General features: G+C 65.4%; 14 protein-coding genes. 9 read left to right on the forward strand and 5 right to left on the reverse strand.

Features of this window, described 5'->3' with window-relative positions; translation table 11 throughout:
• Positions 1–101: 101 nt before the first annotated feature.
• The 3 genes from mepK to L2I41_RS15170 all read right to left on the reverse strand — a co-directional run bounded on the left by mepK (position 102) and on the right by L2I41_RS15170 (position 5,608).
• Positions 102–1,871: a peptidoglycan L,D-endopeptidase MepK gene (gene mepK / locus L2I41_RS15160; protein ID WP_237154419.1), complete on the reverse strand. Its 1,770-nt coding sequence runs from the start codon at positions 1,869–1,871 to the stop codon at positions 102–104.
• A 357-nt stretch (positions 1,872–2,228) separates the two neighbouring features.
• The gene (locus L2I41_RS15165; protein WP_237154495.1) at positions 2,229–3,905 is read right to left on the reverse strand and encodes a L,D-transpeptidase family protein; all 1,677 of its coding nucleotides are present in this window, start codon (positions 3,903–3,905) and stop codon (positions 2,229–2,231) included.
• A gap of 137 nt (positions 3,906–4,042) precedes the next feature.
• Positions 4,043–5,608 carry a sigma-54-dependent transcriptional regulator gene (locus L2I41_RS15170; protein WP_237154420.1) on the reverse strand — a complete coding sequence of 522 codons (1,566 nt, stop codon included), beginning with the start codon at positions 5,606–5,608 and terminating at the stop codon, positions 4,043–4,045.
• Between the two features lie 209 nt (positions 5,609–5,817).
• On the opposite strand from L2I41_RS15170, the gene L2I41_RS15175 reads away from it, so the two are divergent.
• From L2I41_RS15175 to L2I41_RS15205, 7 genes are all read left to right on the forward strand, one after another.
• On the forward strand, positions 5,818–7,662 hold the full coding sequence (locus L2I41_RS15175) for a M3 family oligoendopeptidase (RefSeq protein WP_237154421.1): 1,845 nt from the start codon (positions 5,818–5,820) through the stop codon (positions 7,660–7,662).
• 147 nt (positions 7,663–7,809) lie between these two features.
• Positions 7,810–8,034, forward strand: coding sequence for an AbrB/MazE/SpoVT family DNA-binding domain-containing protein (locus tag L2I41_RS15180; protein WP_237154422.1), 225 nt, complete (start codon positions 7,810–7,812; stop codon positions 8,032–8,034).
• Positions 8,031–8,420: a type II toxin-antitoxin system death-on-curing family toxin gene (locus L2I41_RS15185; protein WP_237154423.1), complete on the forward strand. Its 390-nt coding sequence runs from the start codon at positions 8,031–8,033 to the stop codon at positions 8,418–8,420. The genes L2I41_RS15180 and L2I41_RS15185 overlap by 4 nt, the downstream gene beginning before the upstream one ends.
• Positions 8,421–8,506: 86 nt before the next feature.
• Positions 8,507–8,641 carry an aa3-type cytochrome c oxidase subunit IV gene (locus L2I41_RS15190; protein ID WP_237154424.1) on the forward strand — a complete coding sequence of 45 codons (135 nt, stop codon included), beginning with the start codon at positions 8,507–8,509 and terminating at the stop codon, positions 8,639–8,641.
• A 714-nt stretch (positions 8,642–9,355) separates the two neighbouring features.
• Positions 9,356–10,945 (forward strand): Re/Si-specific NAD(P)(+) transhydrogenase subunit alpha, encoded by a 1,590-nt coding sequence (locus L2I41_RS15195; RefSeq protein WP_237154425.1) that lies wholly within the window; start codon positions 9,356–9,358, stop codon positions 10,943–10,945.
• 13 nt (positions 10,946–10,958) lie between these two features.
• Positions 10,959–12,368 (forward strand): Re/Si-specific NAD(P)(+) transhydrogenase subunit beta, encoded by a 1,410-nt coding sequence (gene pntB / locus L2I41_RS15200; protein ID WP_237154426.1) that lies wholly within the window; start codon positions 10,959–10,961, stop codon positions 12,366–12,368.
• A gap of 226 nt (positions 12,369–12,594) precedes the next feature.
• Entirely contained in the window at positions 12,595–13,107 is a 513-nt protein-coding gene (locus tag L2I41_RS15205) for an acyl-CoA thioesterase (protein WP_237154427.1), read from the forward strand.
• Between the two features lie 9 nt (positions 13,108–13,116).
• Here the strand turns inward: L2I41_RS15205 and zigA are convergent, their stop codons facing one another.
• Positions 13,117–14,319, reverse strand: coding sequence for a zinc metallochaperone GTPase ZigA (zigA, locus tag L2I41_RS15210; RefSeq protein WP_237154428.1), 1,203 nt, complete (start codon positions 14,317–14,319; stop codon positions 13,117–13,119).
• A gap of 148 nt (positions 14,320–14,467) precedes the next feature.
• Between zigA and L2I41_RS15215 the strand changes: the two genes are divergently transcribed.
• Positions 14,468–14,755, forward strand: coding sequence for a nitrate reductase (locus L2I41_RS15215; protein WP_237154429.1), 288 nt, complete (start codon positions 14,468–14,470; stop codon positions 14,753–14,755).
• Positions 14,756–14,782: 27 nt separating this feature from the next.
• Here the strand turns inward: L2I41_RS15215 and mnmA are convergent, their stop codons facing one another.
• Positions 14,783–15,934 (reverse strand): tRNA 2-thiouridine(34) synthase MnmA, encoded by a 1,152-nt coding sequence (gene mnmA, locus L2I41_RS15220; RefSeq protein ID WP_390634299.1) that lies wholly within the window; start codon positions 15,932–15,934, stop codon positions 14,783–14,785.
• Positions 15,935–16,246: 312 nt separating this feature from the next.
• On the opposite strand from mnmA, the gene L2I41_RS15225 reads away from it, so the two are divergent.
• On the forward strand, positions 16,247–19,552 hold the full coding sequence (locus L2I41_RS15225; RefSeq protein WP_237154430.1) for a flagellar hook-length control protein FliK: 3,306 nt from the start codon (positions 16,247–16,249) through the stop codon (positions 19,550–19,552).
• Position 19,553: the final 1 nt, after the last annotated feature.

Consider the following 19,553-nt stretch of genomic DNA (forward strand, 5'->3'; position numbering starts at 1 on the left):
CCAGACGAAGCTCAGACGTCACTGATCACACGGGCCGCACGATCCTGCGCGCCCGGGCAATGCATGTTGTGGTCTTGGGGAAAGCGTCAGTTCGCCTCGCGTCAGCGGGAGGCGAACTGGTTGTCGGGCAGGAACTCGACGATGTCGTTGGGCGGCGTCACCTTGCCGGCGAAATGGGTCGCGGTCATGTCGCCATAGGGACGGGCGCCAAAGGAGGCGCTGGCGACCATGACAGGAGCGGCAAACAAGGGTGCCAGGTTCCGCTGGTTGGGGTGAGCCAACCGCGCGAAGGCGCCCCAATAGACCGACTGGCTGCCATCGAGCAGCGACGGGCTGCCGTCGCTGGTGGCGAGCGGGGCTTCGATATTGCCACCGAACATATCGGCCTTGCTGTCTGCCAGGGCCGACAGGGAGGCGGGACCGCCGGCGTCGAGACCGCGAACCAGCGGCTGCGGAGCCGCGGCCGGGCCGGTGAGGGAGGCCATCTGGACCGGAAGCCTGGGCTTGACCGGTGCAGGCTTCGGAGCGGCCACCGGGTCGGCGAAGGACAGCGCCGTTGCAGGCGACTGTGCCTCGGGGGCGGGCGCGGTGTCATGCGCCACTTCGGCCAGCGCCATCTGTGCGGCGATGGCGTCATTGCGCGGGTTGACCAGCGGACGCGGAGCCGGAGCCTCGGCAGAGGCGAGCGTCACCTCGGGCATGTCAGGCTTTTGCGGCGGCAGCACCGGCGGGACGGCGAGGGCAACTGTTGTTGCCACGTCGGCGTCGCCGAGCGAATCCGGACGGGCGAGCGGCAGCGGCGGAATATCGGCGCTGGCCATCTGGAAGGGCACCGACTGCGCGGCGGAGGCCGGCAAGGTGGCGTCGGCCAGCGATGTGACATTCTGCTGCGGCCGTTCCGGCGCAGGCAGCGGCCGAGGCGCGAAGGCGGCGACAAGGACGGGCTGTGCAGCCGGAGCTGCTGCGGGGGCGGCGGCGATCGCCGGAGCCGGCGTGTTGACCTGCGGCGCTGCGGCCACCGCGACCGGAGCCGCGGGCTTGGCCGGCTTGGCGCTCACCGGAACGCTATCGTCATCGGCCGCGCCGATTTCGGCGGAATCGTCTTCATTGCCGCCGAAGAGCATGGCGAGCAGGCCGCCGCTGCGCTTGCCAGAACCGCTGTCGGCCATCATCGTTGTCGACTGGCCGCCGCGCTTCTTCTGAATTTCTGCGAGCGCCTGCTGATAGCCGGGGAGCGGCTTGCCGTCGGCGGGGATGTGAGCGGTCTTGCCGTCCGGGAACAGGCTGACGAGCTGGGTCCGGGTCATGCGCGGCCAGGCACGCACATTGCCGACGTCGATATGGACGAAGGGGCTGTTGGCGTTGGGATACCAGCCGACACCGCCATTCTGCAGCTTGATGCCGATGGCGCGGATGGTGTTGACCGACACGCCGGGAATGTTGAGGTCCATGGCACGGCCGAGCGTGTGCTGGCTGTGCTCGGCCACGGCCGATGAACGCGACCGCAGCATGTTGTTGGTGGCCAGCGAACGGTAGCCGCAGACGACGTGCAGCGGCTGGCGCGCACCGGTCTTCTGGTAGACTTCCCATACCGCATCGAACAGGCGCGGATCCATCTTGATCACTTCATTGCGACGCCAGTCGCGCAGGAAGCGATTGAGCTCGGCCAAGGCCGAGGGAATGTAGCGACCATCCTTCTTGAAGGTGATGGTCAGCCGTTCCTTGGTGTGAATGTTGTAAAGGTCGAGCGTACGGGTCTCTGCTGCGGCGACCGAGGTCATGGCGGCGAAGATGCAGGCAGCACCAAAGGCGGCACCGATAATCCTGTTGCCCAGAGTACGCGGGCCGAACGCAACGTTATCCGTGCGCATCACCGGAACCGAAGACGGCTCACCGGTGCCTGTGGCGCGGATTCGAAGGGAATTCTTGGAAGAACGAAACTGTGTCAAGCGAGTCTGCCTGGAAATGGGGTTAAGCCCAGCCTTTCGGCATTATTGCGACCAACCATTAAGCAACGGTTTACCGTAACCGTCGCAACCGCGTCCAAATTCCTCTGCTCATGCTGCCCTGAAGCACGTCCCCCGAGCGTGGCGCCACAATACAGGCGTTGCCCGAAAACGCCAAGTGCGTAGTTTGGGAGATGCAAAACGCGAAAAATCCGGCCTCGTCACGCAGGGCGACCCGCGGGCAAAGCCAGATTCATCGAGCATTATGAGGGATTTACCTGATCAGGTGTCGGAGATCCCAAGCGCGGCCTTGATCTTGCGGACGTGGCCGTAGATGTCGTCCCAGGTTTTCACATTGCCCTGGTCATCCACAGCGACGGTGAAATAGGCAATGTGAACCTGAAGGTGGGTGGCGATGTCCACGCGCTGCTCAGGCCCGCCAAACAGGGACTCGAGCCTGGGCACATTCCAGTTGGGATCGCCCTCGAGGACTGCGCTGGCAAAGGACATGGGGTCGTCAACGCGGACGCAGCCGTGGCTGAAGGCGCGAACGTCGCGGCCGAACAATTTGCGCGACGGCGTGTCGTGCAGGTAGACGGCGTGCTGATTGGGGAACATGAACTTGATGTGGCCGAGCGCGTTGGCTTCGCCGGGCACCTGGCGGATGCCGACCGCCTTCACCGCATTCTCGTCCCAGATCACGGTGGCCGGATCGATCACCTGACCGTTCCAGGTGGCCTCATAGCCGTGGCGGGCGAAATAGCCGGCCGGATCGGCCTGGATGTCCGGCAGCATTTCCTTGATCTTGATGGACTGCGGCACGTTCCAGTAGGGATTGACCACGAGATACTGCATCTCGCCCGAGAAGATCGGCGTCTGGTTGGTGACCTTGCCGACGACGACGCGGGCTTCATGCACCTGCGTGCCATGACGGAACACGCGGACCATGAACTCGGGCACGTTGACGAAGACATAGTCGCGGCTCAGATCGCGCGGCATCCAGCGCCACATCTCCATGTTGGCGATGATGTCGCTTTCGATGTTCTGGCTGGCGGCGTTGATGATGCCGAGTGTGCGCGGTCCGACAACGCCGTCCGGCGTGAGATTGTTCTCGGTCTGGAAGGCCTCGACCGCCTGCACAAGCGCGTCGTCGTAGACGAGCACCTGGGTCGGGTCGGTCTGGTCGGGCAGCCTGAAGCGGGTGCGCAGGGCGGGCACGCCGACGTCGGACATGCCGGGCTTGATGGTCTTGGCAAGCGCAACCGGCGGCGGGGGCGTCGCGTGGTCAGCGGCACGCCATTCGGCGAGCTTGGCCTTGAGGCGCTTGAACTGCGGATTGGGTGGGTTGAAGCCGTCGAGTGCGGTGTCGACATCGGCGGCGTTCAGCGCGGCATAGAGCGCGTCCTGCGCCTTGATGCGCTGCGGCTTGCGGGTGATGTCCTTGTAGATCTGCGAGGGGACGATCTGGCCACCGGACGCCTGCTCGGCGAAAGTGACGAGGGCGAGCGACAGCTTGGCTTCCTCGGTGGCGAGCGCGGTGGCGTCGCTGCCGGCAGCCGCCTTGAAGGCCGGGTCGGGCAGCGTGAAGCTTGCCGGGTTCAGGCCGTCTTCCGCGGCGCGGCCGATGCGGGCGATGATCGCCTGGGCCTTGGTGGAGAAATGATCCCCTTCGACCCAGAGCGGCAGGTTGCCGCGGTCCTGGTAGAACCTGGCAATGGCCTCATAGCGGCGCTTGGTGTCTCCGGTCGCCTTGGCCTGATCGGTGCTGAGCAGGGCTGCAATGGCTTCGGGCACGGTGGCCGGCTGGGCCTGCTCGACGGGGGCAGCCTGATCGATGATCGTCTCGACGGCCGGGGCAGGCGCGGTCGGCGCCTGGGCCAGAGCGGCAATCGGCAGGCTGGCGCAGAGGGCGGCCAGAGCCAGGGAAGACAGCAGGGACTTTTTCAGCGAAGGCTTCATATTGCTCACCGGAGGCATTCCGAGAGCAGCTCGACGCCGCTCCCCGTCCGGAATGCGTTAATCAAACCTGTTGTCGGTTGGCGACTCGCCCTTTGGCAAGTGTCAACCGCGTGAGAGGGGCTTTTCCACTGCCGTTGTTACTCGGCAGCAACACCCGAGTCGTCGAGCTCCGCCAGCCCATATTCCTTGAGCTTGCGATAGAGCGTCGAGCGACCGATGCCGAGGCGGCGGGCGACCTCCGCCATGCGGCCACCGTAGTGGTCGATGGCCAGGCGAATCATTTCTTCCTCGACCTCGGTCAGGCTGCGCACATGACCGTCATCGGCGAGCGAGCGCATGAAGCCGAAGGGCGCCGGCTCGTGGCGACTGGGCTGGGTGACGGCGACGCCGATCATGTCGCCGGCGTGCGACGCGGCCGTATCGAAGGATTCGGTTGCGGCGAGGTCCTGCGGCGGCTGGGCCGTGCGGCTGTCCGGCTGGGCCACGTCGCCATCCTCGACGCGCCGAAGCGCCGAGACATGACCGACCTGAGCGGCGATCTGCGGGAACTCTCCGACGGTCAGCTCGTGGCCGTCGCACAGGATCATGGCGCGGAAGATGGTGTTTTCCAGCTGGCGGATGTTGCCGGGCCAGTTATAGGCCGACAGCATGGCGAGCGCGTCGGAGCGAATGCCGGTGACGCGGCGCTTGCCTTCTTCGGCACCGATGCGGGCGATGAAGTGATCGACCAGGGCCGGGATGTCCTCGCGACGGTCGCGCAGCGGCGGCACGAAGATCGGGTAGACGTTGAGGCGATAGTAGAGGTCTTCGCGGAAGCGGCCTTCCTTGACCATGTCGAGCAGGCGCCGGTTGGTGGCCGAGATCAGGCGGAAGTCCACCTTCTGGCTGCGGCGGGCGCCGACGGGCTCGATCTCGCCCTCCTGGATGGCGCGCAGGAGCTGGACCTGCATGTCGAGCGGCAGCTCGCCGACCTCATCGAGGAAAAGCGTGCCGGTGTGGGCTTCCTGGAACTTGCCGACGTGGCGGTCGACGGCGCCGGTGAAGGCGCCCTTCTCGTGGCCGAACAGGGTGCTCTGGACGAGGTTTTCCGGGATGGCGCCGCAGTTGACGGTGACGAAGGGCTTGGACTTGCGGTCGGAGGTGCCCTGGATGGCGCGGGCCACCAGTTCCTTGCCGACGCCGGACTCGCCCTCGATCAGGATGGGAATGCCGGAGTTGGCGGCGCGTTCGCCGAGGCGCAGCACGCGGGCCATCTCGGGACTGCGGGTGACGATATCCTTGAAGGTGAGCGTGCCGCCGGTGGGCTTGCGCGTGCGGCGGATCTCGCCCTCGAGGGCGGTGACCTTCAGGGCGTTCTGGATCGAGACGGCGAGGCGCTCATGGCTGACCGGCTTGACGATGAAATCGAAGGCGCCGGCGCGCATGGCGCCGACCACGGTGTCGATGCCGCCGCGCGAGGTTTGCACGATCACGGGAAGGGCGATGCCTGAACGGGAGAGGCGTTCGAGCACGCCCATGCCGTCGATGTCGGGCATGACCAGATCGAGGATCACGAGATCGAAATCGTCCCGCGCGCTCAGCATCTTGAGCGCCTGTTCACCGCCGTCGACCGTCTGGGCTTCGTAGCCAAGCCGCTTCACGGCTTCTTCCAGAAGCCGTCGCTGGATCGGGTCGTCGTCAACGATGAGGATGCGGCCTGCCATTGCGACTGCCTTGATTTGTTTAAGGTTGTGTATCAATTCGGGGCAGTGTGCGGCGCGATCGGTTAAGGCAAGGTTAGTAACGCGCCTTTTTCCGGATTTGGGTTGATTGCTCCACAGGGAACCCAATATTGACAGGTCACGGCCCGGGCCTGCAGGCTTGGGCGGACCAGTTGAGCGGACGGCCTGTCCGCGCATCCCGGAGTTTCTGCATGTATCGCGCCACCGATCTGCCCGCCTTCCTCGCCTCGCCTGCCGAACCTGCTGCTGCTGTTGCGGGCGAAAATCTGCCGGAATGGGACCTCAGCGCGCTCTATGCGTCGCAGGATGCGCCGGAGATCGCGGCCGATATCGAGCAGGCGGCCAAGCTGGCAGAAGCCTTCTCGGCCGACTGCAAGGGGCGGCTGGCGGCGATCGTCGGCAGTGCGAATGGCGGTGCGGCGCTGGCCGATATCGTTCGCCGCTATGAGGCGCTGCAGGACCTGATGGGCCGGCTGATGTCCTATGCGGGGCTGCGCTATTCGGGCGACACCACCGATCCGGCGCGCGCCAAGTTCTATGGCGACGTGCAGGAGAAGATCACGGCGATCTCCTCGGGCCTGCTGTTCTTCGAGCTGGAGCTCAACCGCATCGACGACGCCCTGCTCGATGCCGGCTTTGCCGATCCGGCGCTGGCCCATTACAAGCCCTGGCTCACCGACATCCGTCTCGAGAAGCCCTATCAGCTGGAAGACCGGGTGGAGGAGCTGTTCCACGAGAAGTCGATCACGTCCTACTCGGCTTGGAACCGGCTGTTCGACGAGACGATCGCCTCGCTGCGCTTCATCGTGGATGGCGAAGAGCTGACCATCGAGCCGACCTTGCATCTTCTGCAGGAGAGCGATCCGGCCAAGCGGCAGGCGGCGGCGGAAGCGCTGGGCAAGACCTTCGGCGCCAATATCCGCGTCTTCGCGCGCATCACCAACACGCTGGCCAAGGACAAGGAGATTTCCGACCGCTGGCGCGGCTTCAAGGATCTCGCCGACGCGCGGCATCTGTCCAACCGGGTCGAGCGCGAGGTGGTGGATGCCCTGGTCTCGGCCGTCCAGGCGGCCTATCCGCGGCTCAGCCATCGCTATTACAAGCTGAAGGCCAAGTGGATGGGCAAGGAAGTGATGCCCTATTGGGATCGCAACGCGCCGCTGCCCGGTGCCGTCAACCGCACGGTTCCCTGGGATGAGGCCAAGTCGACGGTGCTCGACGCCTATGGCCGCTTCAGCCCGCGCATGGCCGACATCGCCCGGCGCTTCTTTGACGAGAACTGGATCGATGCGCCGGTGCGCCCCGGCAAGGCGCCGGGTGCCTTTGCCCATCCGACGGTGCCGTCGGCGCATCCCTTCGTGCTGGTCAACTATCTCGGCCGGACGCGGGACGTGATGACGCTGGCCCATGAGCTCGGCCACGGCGTGCATCAGGTGCTGGCCGGCCAGCAGGGGGCGCTGATGTCGCAGACGCCGCTGACGCTGGCGGAAACGGCCTCGGTGTTCGGCGAGATGCTGACCTTCCAGTCGCTGCTGGCCAAGGCGGAAACCAAGGACGAGCGTCGCACCATGCTGGCCTCCAAGGTGGAGGACATGATCAATACCGTGGTGCGCCAGATCGCCTTCTATTCCTTCGAGCGCAAGGTGCATGCGGCCCGCCGCGAGGGCGAGCTGACGGCCGAGGACATCAACGCCATGTGGTTGAGCGTGCAGGGCGAGAGCCTCGGGCCGGCCATTTCCTTCGGCCCGGGATACGAGACCTTCTGGACTTATATCCCGCACTTCATCCATTCGCCCTTCTATGTCTACGCCTATGCCTTCGGCGACTGCCTGGTGAACTCGCTCTATGCGGTGTTCGAAAAGGCCGAGCCGGGCTTCCAGGACAAGTATTTCGCGCTGCTGGAAGCCGGCGGCACCAAGCATCACAAGGAGCTGCTGGCACCCTTCGGCCTCGATGCCACCGATCCGTCCTTCTGGCAGATGGGCCTCGGCGTCATCGAACGGATGATCGGCGAGCTTGAGGCGATGGAAGACTGAGCGCCTGAGCGGAGGGCATCGTGGCGTGGACAGGGGATTTCCGATCCGCTGTCCAGCTGTTGGACGAAACGTTCAACAGGATGTTGAATGCCGGGGTCTGGCTTGTTATACTGAATGTATAACGAAGCCAGACCCCGCAGGTGCGCCATGAAGCTCGAAGTCAAGAAGATCGGCAACTCCACCGGCTTGATCCTGCCGAAGGAGCTGATGAACCGGCTCAATCTGCAGCAGGGGGACTGGCTGCATGTCTCGGAACTGCCTGATCGTACGCTGCAGATAACGCCCTATGACCCTGATCATGAGGCCGCACTCAAGATCGCGCGCGATCTCTTCAAGGAGTACCAGGACACCTTCAAGGCGCTCGCCAAATGAGTGAGCCCAAATGGATATCTCGGGAACTTGCCCTGATGATCCACGGCGAGCAGCTTGCGATATTCGGCGGCGCCCCCGGACTGCGCGACGCTGGATTGCTTGAGTCGGCATTGGACCGTCCAAGGAACAAGTGGGCCTATGGCGTCGAGGAGCTGCCTGAGCTTGCAGGCGCCTATGCCTTCGGGCTTGCGCGCAATCATCCGTTCATTGATGGCAACAAGCGTGCGGCCTTTGCCTGCATGATGGTGTTCCTGCGCTGGAACGGCATTCAGTTTCGTCCATCGCCGCTGGAGGCAACCGCGGCAATCATGGCCCTTGCAGCCGGTGAGGTGGATGAGGACGGACTGGTTCGCTGGCTTCAGGATCGCCTTGCGGCGCAAGGCTAGCTGCGGCGGCTTGTACGCATTGTCCCTCATATGATTTTGCGCTACACAGGAGGCATCGGTGCGACCGTTTCCTGGAGGAGGGGATCATGGCTGCCAAAGAATCGAACGCGATGGACTATGCCGAGCATGAGCGGACCTATGCCGGCTTCGTCAATCTTTTCAAATATGGCACGATCAGCGTGGTCGTCCTTCTGGTGCTGATGGCGCTGTTCCTGCTTTGAGGGCTGGACACTTCGGGCTTTGGCTTCGCAGATCTTTCAAAGGCGTCGGACCTGCCGGTCCGGCGCCTTTGGTTCATTTGACTCCCGATAGCGCGGACATTTGGCACGCGATATCCGTGTGGGCGCTTGCCAGGCCGGTGAGTGACGCGGCGGATTGTGCGCGGGCGACCTCAGAATGCTGGTGGCGGAGGGGATCGCTCTTGAGACAACTGCCTTGCGTCTGGCGCAAGAGCTGCCCTTTTTCGAGGCACTTTTTCGAGCTTTTCCTGAGTGCTAACTATCAGAAACTAAAGCGATTTAGGGCGATATACATGCCTGATGCATGCGTAGTGCATCCATCGGTATAAGGTCGTGCACCCATTCGTAGTCTCCCCATTTCGTAAATCGATCTTTTGTGCTCATTGTCGCATGTGGAGCTTTGCGGTAAACGATTTCAGGGTCGGAATCGGCGGGGTGCACAGCCGAAACAGGAGTGATTGCGCGGGGTTGCGCAGCGGGCGGGCCAGCGAGGGGCGTTGTCAGGCGGATGGCCGCTTCGTGCAAGTTGCGTAAGGGGCGAGACGTATGCCGGCTGTCAGTAACCGTCTGATGTATAAGTATTTCCTGAAGTCCGTGAACTGAGAATCTGAGGCGCCGGTCGCGTCACGCGAACTTGGCACCGGCATGAGATGTGTTGGTTTCCATGGTGGCAATCTTCAACTTGGCGAGAGCGTCATGACATTGAACATCGGAATACCCAAAGAGACTTATCCGGGCGAACGACGCGTCGCCACGGTTCCGGAAGTCGTTGAAAAGCTGATCAAACTTGGCTTCACGGTTTCCGTGGAAAGCCACGCGGGCGAGGGCGCTTCCGTCTCCGACGAGGCCTTTGCCGCCGCCGGAGCGACGATCGCCGCCACTGCGGCCGAGCTTTATGCTGCGGCCGACATCATCTTCAAGGTGCGCGCCCCGAGCTTCGAGGAAGTGGCGCAGCTGAAGGCCGGCACGACGCTGATCTCCTTCATCTGGCCGGCGCAGAACCCGGAGCTGATGCAGAAGCTGGCCGACGCCAAGGTGACGGTGCTCGCCATGGACTGCCTGCCGCGCCAGCTGAGCCGCGCGCAGAAGATGGATGCGCTGACCTCCATGGCCGGCATCACCGGCTATCGCGCCGTCATCGAGGCGGCCAATGCCTTCGGGCGCTTCTTCAATGGCCAGATCACCGCCGCGGGCAAGATCCCGCCGGCCAAGGTGTTCATCGCCGGTGCCGGTGTCGCCGGTCTTGCCGCCATCGGTACGGCGGCCAATCTCGGCGCCGTGGTGCGCGCCAACGATACGCGCGCCGAAGTGGCCGATCAGGTCAAGTCGCTGGGCGGCGAGTTCGTCAAGGTCGACTATGAGGAAGAGGGCTCGGGCGGTGGCGGTTACGCCAAGGTGATGTCCGAGGGCTTCCAGGCGGCGCAGCGGCAGATGTATGCCACTGAGGTCAAGAATGCCGACATCGTCATCACCACCGCGCTGATCCCCGGCAAGCCGGCCCCCAAGCTGATCACGGCGGAAATGGTGCAGTCGATGAAGGCCGGTTCGGTGATCATCGATCTGGCCGGCGAGCAGGGCGGCAACTGCGAGCTGACGGTTCCCGGTGAATCGGTGGTGCGCCATGGCGTGACCATCGTCGGCTACACCGACATGCCGAGCCGCCTCGCCAAGCAGTCGTCGACGCTCTATGGCACCAACCTGCTGCGTCTCGCCGAAGAGCTGTGCAAGACCAAGGACGGCATTATCGACGTCAACATGGACGACGACGCCATCCGCGGGCTGACGGTGATCAAGGAAGGTGCGGTCACCTGGCCGGCGCCGCCGATCAAGCTGCCGCCCCCGCCGCCGCCCAAGCCCGCGGCTGCCATCAAGCCGGCCGACAAGAAGGGCGGGCATGGCCACGGCTCGAGCGAGCCGATGGATCTGAAGACGCTGAGCATCGTGTTCGGCGTTGCGGCCGTGCTGTTCGCGCTGGTGGGTGCCTATGCGCCGGCGGCCTTCCTCGGCCATTTCACCGTGTTCGCGCTGGCCTGCTTCGTCGGCTACATGGTGGTGTGGAACGTGACGCCGTCGCTGCATACGCCGCTGATGAGCGTGACCAACGCCATCTCCTCGATCATCTGCATCGGTGCGCTGATCCAGATCGCGCCGCCGCTCGCAGCCGGCATCGTCAGGCCGAACATCGTGATCGGCATCATCGCCTTCATCGGTATCACGCTGACGGCCGTCAACATGTTCGGTGGCTTTGCGGTGACCCGCCGCATGCTGGCGATGTTCCGCAAGTAAGGAGACCAGTACAATGTCCGAAGGTCTTGCGACTGTCTCCTATATCGGAGCGACCATTCTCTTCATCCTGTCGCTCGGCGGCCTGTCCAATCCGGAAACGGCGCGGCGCGGCAACTGGTTCGGCATCATCGGCATGGGCATCGCGGTGCTGGCCACCGTGCTCGGGCCGCGCGTGTCGGGCGGCGGCATTGCGCTTATCATCGTCGCCATGGCGATCGGCGGCACCGTCGGCCTCTACGCGGCCAAGAAGGTGCAGATGACGCAGATGCCGGAACTGGTGGCGCTGATGCACAGCCTCGTCGGTCTGGCGGCCTGCACCATCGGCTTTGCCAGCTATATCGACACGTCCACGGTGTTCGCGACGCCGGCGGAACAGTCGATCCACGAGGTGGAGATCTACATCGGCATCCTCATCGGTGCCGTCACCTTCTCCGGTTCGATCATCGCCTTCGGCAAGCTGTCCGGCAAGGTCGGCGGCAAGCCGGTCCTGCTCAAGGGGCGCCATTGGCTGAATCTCATGGCCCTGCTGGTGGTGATCTTCTTCGCCTTCGTGTTCCTGGGCTCGGACTCGGGCGCCATGCGCGGCATTTCGCTCGCCGTGATGACGCTGGTTGCGCTGGGCTTCGGCGTGCATATGGTGATGGCCATCGGCGGCGCCGACATGCCGGTCGTGGTGTCCATGCTGAACAGCTATTCAGGCTGGGCGGCGGCGGCCACCGGCTTCATGCTGTCCAACGACCTGTTGATCGTCACCGGTGCGCTGGTGGGCTCGTCGGGTGCCATCCTCAGCTACATCATGTGCCGGGCGATGAACCGCAACTTCATCTCGGTGATCGCCGGCGGCTTCGGCACCGGTGACGGCGCAAGCTCCGGAGCGTCGGCTGCGGCCGCGCCGCAGGGCGAGGTCAAGGCTGTCTCGGCTGAGGAAACCGCCGAGATGCTGCGCGAAGCCAAGAGCATCATCATCGTGCCGGGCTATGGCATGGCGGTGGCTCAGGCCCAGCATACGGTCAACGAGATCACGCAGAAGCTGCGTGCCAAGGGCGTCAACGTGCGCTTCGCCATCCATCCGGTGGCCGGCCGCATGCCGGGGCACATGAACGTGCTCTTGGCCGAAGCCAAGGTTCCCTATGACATCGTCATGGAGATGGACGAGATCAACGACGACTTCCCGAATACGGATGTGGCCATCGTCATCGGCGCCAATGACATCGTCAATCCGGCGGCCGAAGAGGATCCGAACAGCCCGATCGCCGGCATGCCGGTGCTGCAGGTGTGGAAGGCGCACACGACCATCGTGATGAAGCGTTCCATGGCCTCGGGTTACGCCGGCATCGACAACCCGCTGTTCTACAAGGACAACAACCGCATGCTCTTCGGCGACGCCAAGAAGATGCTGGAAGAGGTTGCCAAGGGGGTCTGAGATCCTGACCAGAAATTCTACTGGCGTGGACATCCGGCTCACGCCAGCGAATTTCAGATCAGACTCGGCGCTGTTGCCACATGGACGAATGCGAAAGGCCCCGGTCGCGGAGATCGGGGCCTTTTTCGTTTCGCATTATCCTCAAGACGGCTGGCGCCCGAAAGTCTGCGATGCCAGATTGATATCGCTGCCTGATTCCGCAAGGCCCAGCAGAAAGTCGCGCCGCATGTCCGAACTCCCGTCCGATCCCCGTCTTCTCGAAATGACCGTGCTGATGACGCCCGACATGGCGAACTTCTCCGGCAAGGTACACGGCGGGGCGCTGCTCAATCTGCTCGATCGCGTCGCCTTCTCCTGTGCCTCGCGCTACAGCCAGCAATATGCGGTGACGCTGTCGGTGGATCAGGTGATCTTCAAGGAGCCGATCCAGGTGGGCGAACTGGTGACCTTCCGGGCGTCGGTGAACTATGCCGGCCGCACGTCGATGGAGATCGGCATCCGCGTCGAGGCGGAGAATATCCGCTCGGGCGTGCGGCGTCACACCAACTCCTGCTATTTCACCATGGTCGCAGTGGACGACGCCGGCAAGCCGGCGCCGGTGCCGGCCTGGGTGCCGCAATCGGCCGTCGACCTCAGGCGGCACAAGGCGGCGGAGTTGCGCCGGACCTTGCGTCGCGAGTTTGCCGAACGGCTCGAGGCGGTGGCGACCCATGGCGAGGACGTGCCACAGGCTCGCTGACGCGGCGGCTCAGGCGGCGGCGTCCCATCTGGGGAAGGGATCGTTGAGGCCGCGCCAGCAGTCCGGGCGGAAGTTCTGCTGCGGGACCAGACAGGCGTCGAGCTCGGCGGTCAGGCGCACCTCGTCCATGGGGTCGATGCCGATGAAGACGATTTCCTGGCGGCGGTCACCCCATTCGGGATCCATGTAGGGCGCCATGACGGCGCGCCAGTCGGCGCTGTCGGGCCAGCGCTCGCGCGGCACGGAGGCCCACCACAGGCCGCGCCGGCCCGCCCGCACGAGCGCGCCCGACTGGGCGAGTTCGCCCACGTGATCGGGGCGGGACGCCAGCCAGAAGAAGCCCTTGGCGCGGATGACGCCGGGCCAGGGGCGATTGGTGAAGGCGTGGAAACGGGCGGGATCGAAGGGGCGGCGGGCGCGATAGACGAAGGAGCGCACGCCATATTCCTCGGTTTCCGGCACATGCTCGGCAAAGCCGTTGAGTTCCTTGAACCAGAGCGGGTGGGTCTGTGCCTTGTCGAAATCGAACAGGCCGGTGTCCAGCACCTCGGCGAGCGGCACGCGGCCGTGCGCGGCTTCGAGGATGCGGGCGTCGGGGTTGAGCGCGACGACGATCTTGCGGGCGGTGTCGAGGGCCGCAGTGGAGGCGATGTCGGCCTTGTTGAGGATCACCACGTCGGCAAACTCGATCTGCTCGACCAGGAGGTCGACGAGGGCGCGCTCGTCACTTTCGCCGGCGGTCTCGCCGCGGTCCTTCAGGAAGTCCTGGCTGGAATAGTTGGCAGTGAGCTGGGCGGCATCGACCACGGTGACCATGCAGTCGAGACGGGCGACGTCGGACAGGCTGCGGCCATCCTCGTCGCGGAAATCAAACGTGGCGGCCACCGGCAGCGGCTCGGCAATGCCGGTGCCTTCGATGACGAGATAATCGAACCGCCCCTCTGCGGCGAGGCGGTTGACCTCGGTGAGCAGATCGTCGCGCAGGGTGCAGCAGATGCAGCCGTTGGTCATCTCCACCAGTTTTTCCTCGGTGCGCGACAGGCCCCCGTCCTGCCGCACCAGTTCGGCGTCGATGTTCACTTCGCTCATGTCGTTGACGATGACGGCGACGCGGCGCCCCTCGCGATTGGCGAGAATATGATTGAGCAGCGTGGTCTTGCCGGCGCCGAGGAAGCCGGAGAGGACGGTGACGGGAAGCCGCTTGTCGGCCATTGCGGAAGCTCCTTGCTATGTGTAATGTTATAACGTTACATATGGCTATGACGGATAGCAGGTGTCCGTCAAGGGGCTTTGGGGCGCAGGCGTGCGGGCTGTGGGCAAGACAGGCAGCCCGGGCACAGGAATGGCAGGAGACTATGGATTGGCTTTCGTGAACCCCTTTGCGCCGAGGCGAGCCTCCATCAGCGACGAACGGCGCGAGGCCCTCAGGGCCGCGGTGCGGGCGCATGGCGATTGTGATGGCGCGACGATCACGCTCTCCGAGCTTGCCTGTCGCGACCAGGGCTGCGCCGAGGTGGAAACCGTGATCCTGATCACCGAAGCCAAGCGACAAAGCCGGGCTTTGCGGCTGCACAAGCGCCTGTCAGAGGTGACGGAAACCTGCATCCGCGAGGCGATTGACGCCGGCGGGCTGCGCACTCTGGAGTGATCGATCGTTCCTGAAAGGCGCCGACGGTTATTCCGCCGCCGCCGCGCTGATGCCGCGTTCGGTCAGTTCGATGAACCCGCCGCCGAGCACACGGGCTTCGTCGCCGGGAGCGTCGTAGAGGACGCAGGCCTGACCGGGGGCAATGCCATGTTCGCCGTCGATCAGGTCGACGACGATGCGGTCGTTGTCCTTCTGCAGCAGGGCGGCCTGGGGCGCGCGGGAGGAGCGGACCTTGGCGTAGATCACGCGCTGGCCGAGGGCGGCTTCTTCGAGCGAACCGCCGCCGATCCAGTTGAGATCGCGCAGGCGCAGGCGGCGTGTCATCAGCGCTTCGCGCGGGCCGACGATGACGCGGCTGGTGGCCGCGTCCAGGCGGATGACGAAGAGCGGTTCGCCGGTGGCGACGCCGAGGCCCTTCCGCTGGCCGACGGTGTAATGGATGATGCCGGTGTGGCGGCCGAGCACGCGGCCGTCCACATGGACGATGTCGCCGGCTTCCACCGCGTTGGGCTTCAGGCGCTCGATCACGTCGGCATACTTGCCCTCGGGCACGAAGCAGATGTCCTGGCTGTCGTGCTTGTCGGCGATTTCGAGGCCGAACTCGCGGGCGAGTTCGCGCGTCTCGGGCTTGGTGAGGCCGCCGAGCGGGAAGCGCAGGAAATCGAGCTGATCCTGCGTGGTGGCGAAGAGGAAATAGCTCTGGTCGCGGTCGAGATCGACCGGCCGATACATGCTGCGGTGGGCGCCTTCGAGGCGCGAGCGCACGTAATGGCCGGTGGCCAGCGCCTTGGCGCCGAGCGATCGGGCGGTGTCCAGAAGGTCGGAGAACTTGACCGTCTGGTTGCAGGCGACGCAGGGGATCGGCGTTTCGCCGGCAATGTAGCTCTGGGCAAAGCGCTCGATCACCTGCTCGCGGAAGCGGCTTTCATAATCGAGCACATAATGGGGAATGCCGAGGCGGGCGGCGACTTCGCGGGCGTCGTGAATGTCCTGTCCGGCGCAGCAGGCACCCTTGCGATGGATGGCCTCGCCATGGTCGTAGAGCTGCAAGGTCATGCCGACGACGTCATAGCCCTCGCGTTTGAGGAGGCCGGCCACCACGGAACTGTCGACGCCGCCGGACATGGCGACGACGACGCGGGTGTCTTCCGGACGTCCTTCAAGATCGAGGCTGTTCAACATCATCGCTATCCATCGCCGTCCGCCTGAGGCGGCACGGTGCAGCAAGGCGGCAGTGGCGCCGCAAAAACCACTCTTTTCATAGCCTGTTTGCCGCAAGGGCTCCAGCGGGAAAGCTGGATTGCAGACCGGCAGTTTCTGCCGGGCTCTCAGGAAACTCCTGCCGGGGCAGTCAGGCTGTCTGAAGCCGGCATATGGGATCAGGGGGCGGAAAATCAAGCTTTTCTGCCTCTCGAGCTGCCTGAGGGCAGTTGGCCCCGCTGTTGCAGAGAAAAGAGCGAGTCTTTGTATTCGCGCGAAACCCGGATTCCCATGTCGAGTGTAGCCCCTCTTCCTTCCCTGTTTCAGATGCCGGCCGCCCAGGGCGGTCTGATCGGCGATCTGACGGCTGTTCCGGCCGGCGCTGCGCCGTCGACGGGTGAGGGGGCTATCTCCTTCTTTGGCCTGGTTTCGGCCGAGGCTGCGTCCACGGCCGTGTCGGCCCCGGTGGGGGGCGTGGTCGAGGGACAAGTTGTGAAGACGGCGGACGCGACGCCGGTCGCGCCGGAACTGGCGCCCGAGCGGGCCGCAGGTACCGTCGATCTCGCGTCCTTGCTGGCGACCACTGAGGCGCTGGATCAAGGTGCCGACAGCGCGCCGAACTCTGCGGTGGCTGGCGATCCCGCGCAGCTTGCCTATGCGCAGCCGGTTGCGAGCGTTGACGCCAGCGTAGCGGCGGACACGCCGGTTGATGCACCGGTGGCGCAGCCATCGCAAACGACGGCATCCCTTCAAGTTCTCCTCGACCTGTTGCAGACGGCGCCGACTGAGGCTGTGGCGCCGGTTGTCGATGCGCCGGCGACGGTGCAGAGCCCCGTGGTAGCCGCGACCACCGCGGTGGTCGCAGCCCCGGAAGACGAGCCTGCCGTTGCCGCCCCGAAGGCCGATGCCGATGCATCCGTGACGCCCGTGGTTGCCGATCCGGCGGCACTGGTCGCGGCGCTTCAGTTGCAGATTCCCGTGGCTCCGAAGGCAGATTCGGTGCCGGTTGCTCCGGCCGTGGCGGCTCCTGATCGCCTTGGTGTTGAAGACGCGGTTCCAGCAGATCGCACCCCGGTTCCGTCTTTCGTGCCGGAGATGGCCGCCGCGCCGGTGCCGCAGTCGCCGATCGAAGAGGCGCCTGTCGATGCGGCTGCCAAGACCGATCGCGCAGCTGAGCGGGGCGAGTTTGTCACTGCCGCTTCGTCTGCCGTCGACCCGTCAAAGGTGCGGCCGGCGCCGGCAGCTCTGGCGCCCGCCGCCGAACAGCCGGTCGCGGCGCCTGCCGATGTGACCGCTCCCATCAATTTGCAGACAGTGGCGCCCGTTGTGGCGGCGCCGGCGGATGACGTGGTGCCGCAGAGCCAGCCGCTCAGCGCGGAAGCGGCGCCGGAAGCCGTCTCTGCCGATGCCGCGACGCCTGTCCAGGTTTCTGAGCAAGTTGCGCCGCAGGCGGCGCAGGACGTCTTGACCGAGGCGGTGGCCGAGGTCGCGGCTCCAAATGTTGCCAAGCCGGTTGCGATGCCCGCTGCTGCGTCCAGCGTCGAGGCTCCGGTGGTTGCGCCCAAGGCGGACCAAGTGGCCATGCCGGTGGTCGAGGCAGTTGCCGCCAACGTGTCGCCTGTTACCGCTGACGTGCCCCCCGTTGCCACTGATGTGCCCCCCGTTGTCGCTGACGCGTCCCCTGCTGTCGTTTCCGAAAAGCCGGTCGCGTCCCCGACGAGCGCTCCAAAGGCGGAAGTCTCTGTCGACGCGGCCATTGTTTCGGCTTCGGTGGCTGTCGATGCGCTGAAGGCGATGCCGGCCGTCGAACAGGCTTCCGTCACGGTGCCGGAGGCGGCGACAGTTCCGGCGGCGGTGCAGGAAGCAGTGGCTTCTCCTGCCCGTCCTGCCGAAAGCGATGACGATCAGACACAGGCTGCTGTTGCGCCGGCGGCGGTGCCGGCTACTCCGTCTGTGGTGGCGGTTGGCGACGTCGCGGCGCAGGTGGCGCCCGTGGCTCCGGTCGTGCCGACGGTGGCTGCACCCACGCCCCAGCCGGTGACACTCGATCTCGCAGAAGCCCCTGCCGTGCGGCAGGCCGCGCCTGTGGCCGCACAAGCGCCAATGCCGTCCGCCAAGGTGGCGGTTGCCCGGCTGGCCGCTGACGGTGAGTTCCAGGCCGCACTGAACACGCTTGCCGATGTCGCGGTGTCCGATGTCGCGGTGACCGTGACGCAGACGCCGGTGGCAGCGCCAGCGGTGGAAAAGCCTGCGGCGGCTCCCGTTGTCGCCGGTCCCGCCCCGACTGTTCCTGCGATGGTCCCGGCTCACGTTGCTGTTCCTGTTCAGGCCGACGTGCCCGCTCCGGCTCAGGCCAGCCCGCTTCCGACGGCGCCAGCCGAAACGCCGGTGGTGTCCGCTGAGCCGGTGGCGGCGGGTTCGGTGTCCGTGCAGGCGAATGCAAAACTCGATGAGTCGGCGGCGGCCCCGACAGTGGTGCCGCAGCCCGTGCAGCAGGCTGTCGCAGCGCCGGTTTCGGCCCCGGTCGATATGGCTGAGGCAGTCGGCCCGGCTGTGACGCTCGTGGTTCCAGAGCCGGTTTCGCCAGCAACCTCCGAGGCCCCCAAGGCCAATGCGGCTCCGCAGCCCGTTGCTCCAGTGGAGCCCCGGCCGGCCCAGACCGCAACCCCACAGCCTTCGGTTGACCGCCCCGTGACGGATGCGGTCGGTGTGCCGGCACAGACGGCTCCTGTTGTGGCCGTGGCCAATGCCGCGCTGCAAGGGCAGGCGGGCGATGCGGACGTCGCCAGCACCGATGTTGCGACGGCCACAGCCGCCAGCCTCGCCACTGCCGCCGTGCAGGTGCGCCTGACCAGCGATCGCCGCGCCAGCACCGAAACGACCTCGTCGACCGTGTCGGACGGCGTCAGCGCGTCGACGGGCGGTGCCGTGGGGACGTCGGCCTTCGGTCTCGCCGAGCGCAAGACGGTGACCGGAATTTCCAATGCCGCCAAGGCCTTCGTCGAGCGCCTGCGGCAGGGGACGCAGGATACCCCGATATCGGACAAGGGCAGCGACACAGGCGTAACAAACCTGGCCGGCCTGACAGGAAGTCAGCAATCCGCGAATGCCCCGACAGCCCCGGCAACCGCAGAAGCGGGCGGGGCTGGCTTCTCTCGCGCGGTTCCCGTGGCCCATGTGGGAGCCGAGATCGTCCGGCAAGCGACCAGTGGCGAGACCAGCTTCTCGGTGCGGCTGCATCCGGAAGAGCTCGGCCGGATCGACGTGAAGCTCGACTTCGGTTCGGATGGCTCGGCCAGGGCACATCTGACGGTTGAACGCGCCGACACGCTGGACACGCTGAGCCGCGACCAGCGCCAGATCGAACAGACGCTGCGCGACGCTGGCTTCAGCACGCGTGACGGATCGGTGTCTCTCTCGCTGCGCCAGGATGGCGGCGGCGATCGCCCCAATCAGGGGCAATGGAACCAGCAGCAGGGCGAGAATCGCCCGCGCTACTACGCTGATGCAGCGGGCACCGAGGGCGATGCGTCGACCTCGGTGGTCGCGGACGTCTACCGCGGGCGGCGTGACGCCCTGGTCGACATGAAGGTTTGAG

The organism is Oryzibacter oryziterrae (assembly GCF_021864535.1).
Lineage (GTDB): Bacteria > Pseudomonadota > Alphaproteobacteria > Rhizobiales > Pleomorphomonadaceae > Pleomorphomonas > Pleomorphomonas oryziterrae.

What these genes read in the sequence shown, in the direction of transcription:
- pntB (WP_237154426.1), top strand. Translation starts at nt 10,959, where the DNA reads ATGTCCGAAGGTCTTGCGACTGTCTCCTATATCGGAGCGACCATTCTC.
- L2I41_RS15165 (WP_237154495.1), bottom strand. Translation starts at nt 3,905, where the DNA reads ATGAAGCCTTCGCTGAAAAAGTCCCTGCTGTCTTCCCTGGCTCTGGCC.
- L2I41_RS15175 (WP_237154421.1), top strand. Translation starts at nt 5,818, where the DNA reads ATGTATCGCGCCACCGATCTGCCCGCCTTCCTCGCCTCGCCTGCCGAA.
- L2I41_RS15190 (WP_237154424.1), top strand. Translation starts at nt 8,507, where the DNA reads ATGGCTGCCAAAGAATCGAACGCGATGGACTATGCCGAGCATGAGCGG.
- L2I41_RS15180 (WP_237154422.1), top strand. Translation starts at nt 7,810, where the DNA reads ATGAAGCTCGAAGTCAAGAAGATCGGCAACTCCACCGGCTTGATCCTG.
- mepK (WP_237154419.1), bottom strand. Translation starts at nt 1,871, where the DNA reads ATGCGCACGGATAACGTTGCGTTCGGCCCGCGTACTCTGGGCAACAGG.
- L2I41_RS15205 (WP_237154427.1), top strand. Translation starts at nt 12,595, where the DNA reads ATGTCCGAACTCCCGTCCGATCCCCGTCTTCTCGAAATGACCGTGCTG.
- L2I41_RS15185 (WP_237154423.1), top strand. Translation starts at nt 8,031, where the DNA reads ATGAGTGAGCCCAAATGGATATCTCGGGAACTTGCCCTGATGATCCAC.
- L2I41_RS15170 (WP_237154420.1), bottom strand. Translation starts at nt 5,608, where the DNA reads ATGGCAGGCCGCATCCTCATCGTTGACGACGACCCGATCCAGCGACGG.
- L2I41_RS15225 (WP_237154430.1), top strand. Translation starts at nt 16,247, where the DNA reads ATGTCGAGTGTAGCCCCTCTTCCTTCCCTGTTTCAGATGCCGGCCGCC.
- L2I41_RS15195 (WP_237154425.1), top strand. Translation starts at nt 9,356, where the DNA reads ATGACATTGAACATCGGAATACCCAAAGAGACTTATCCGGGCGAACGA.
- zigA (WP_237154428.1), bottom strand. Translation starts at nt 14,319, where the DNA reads ATGGCCGACAAGCGGCTTCCCGTCACCGTCCTCTCCGGCTTCCTCGGC.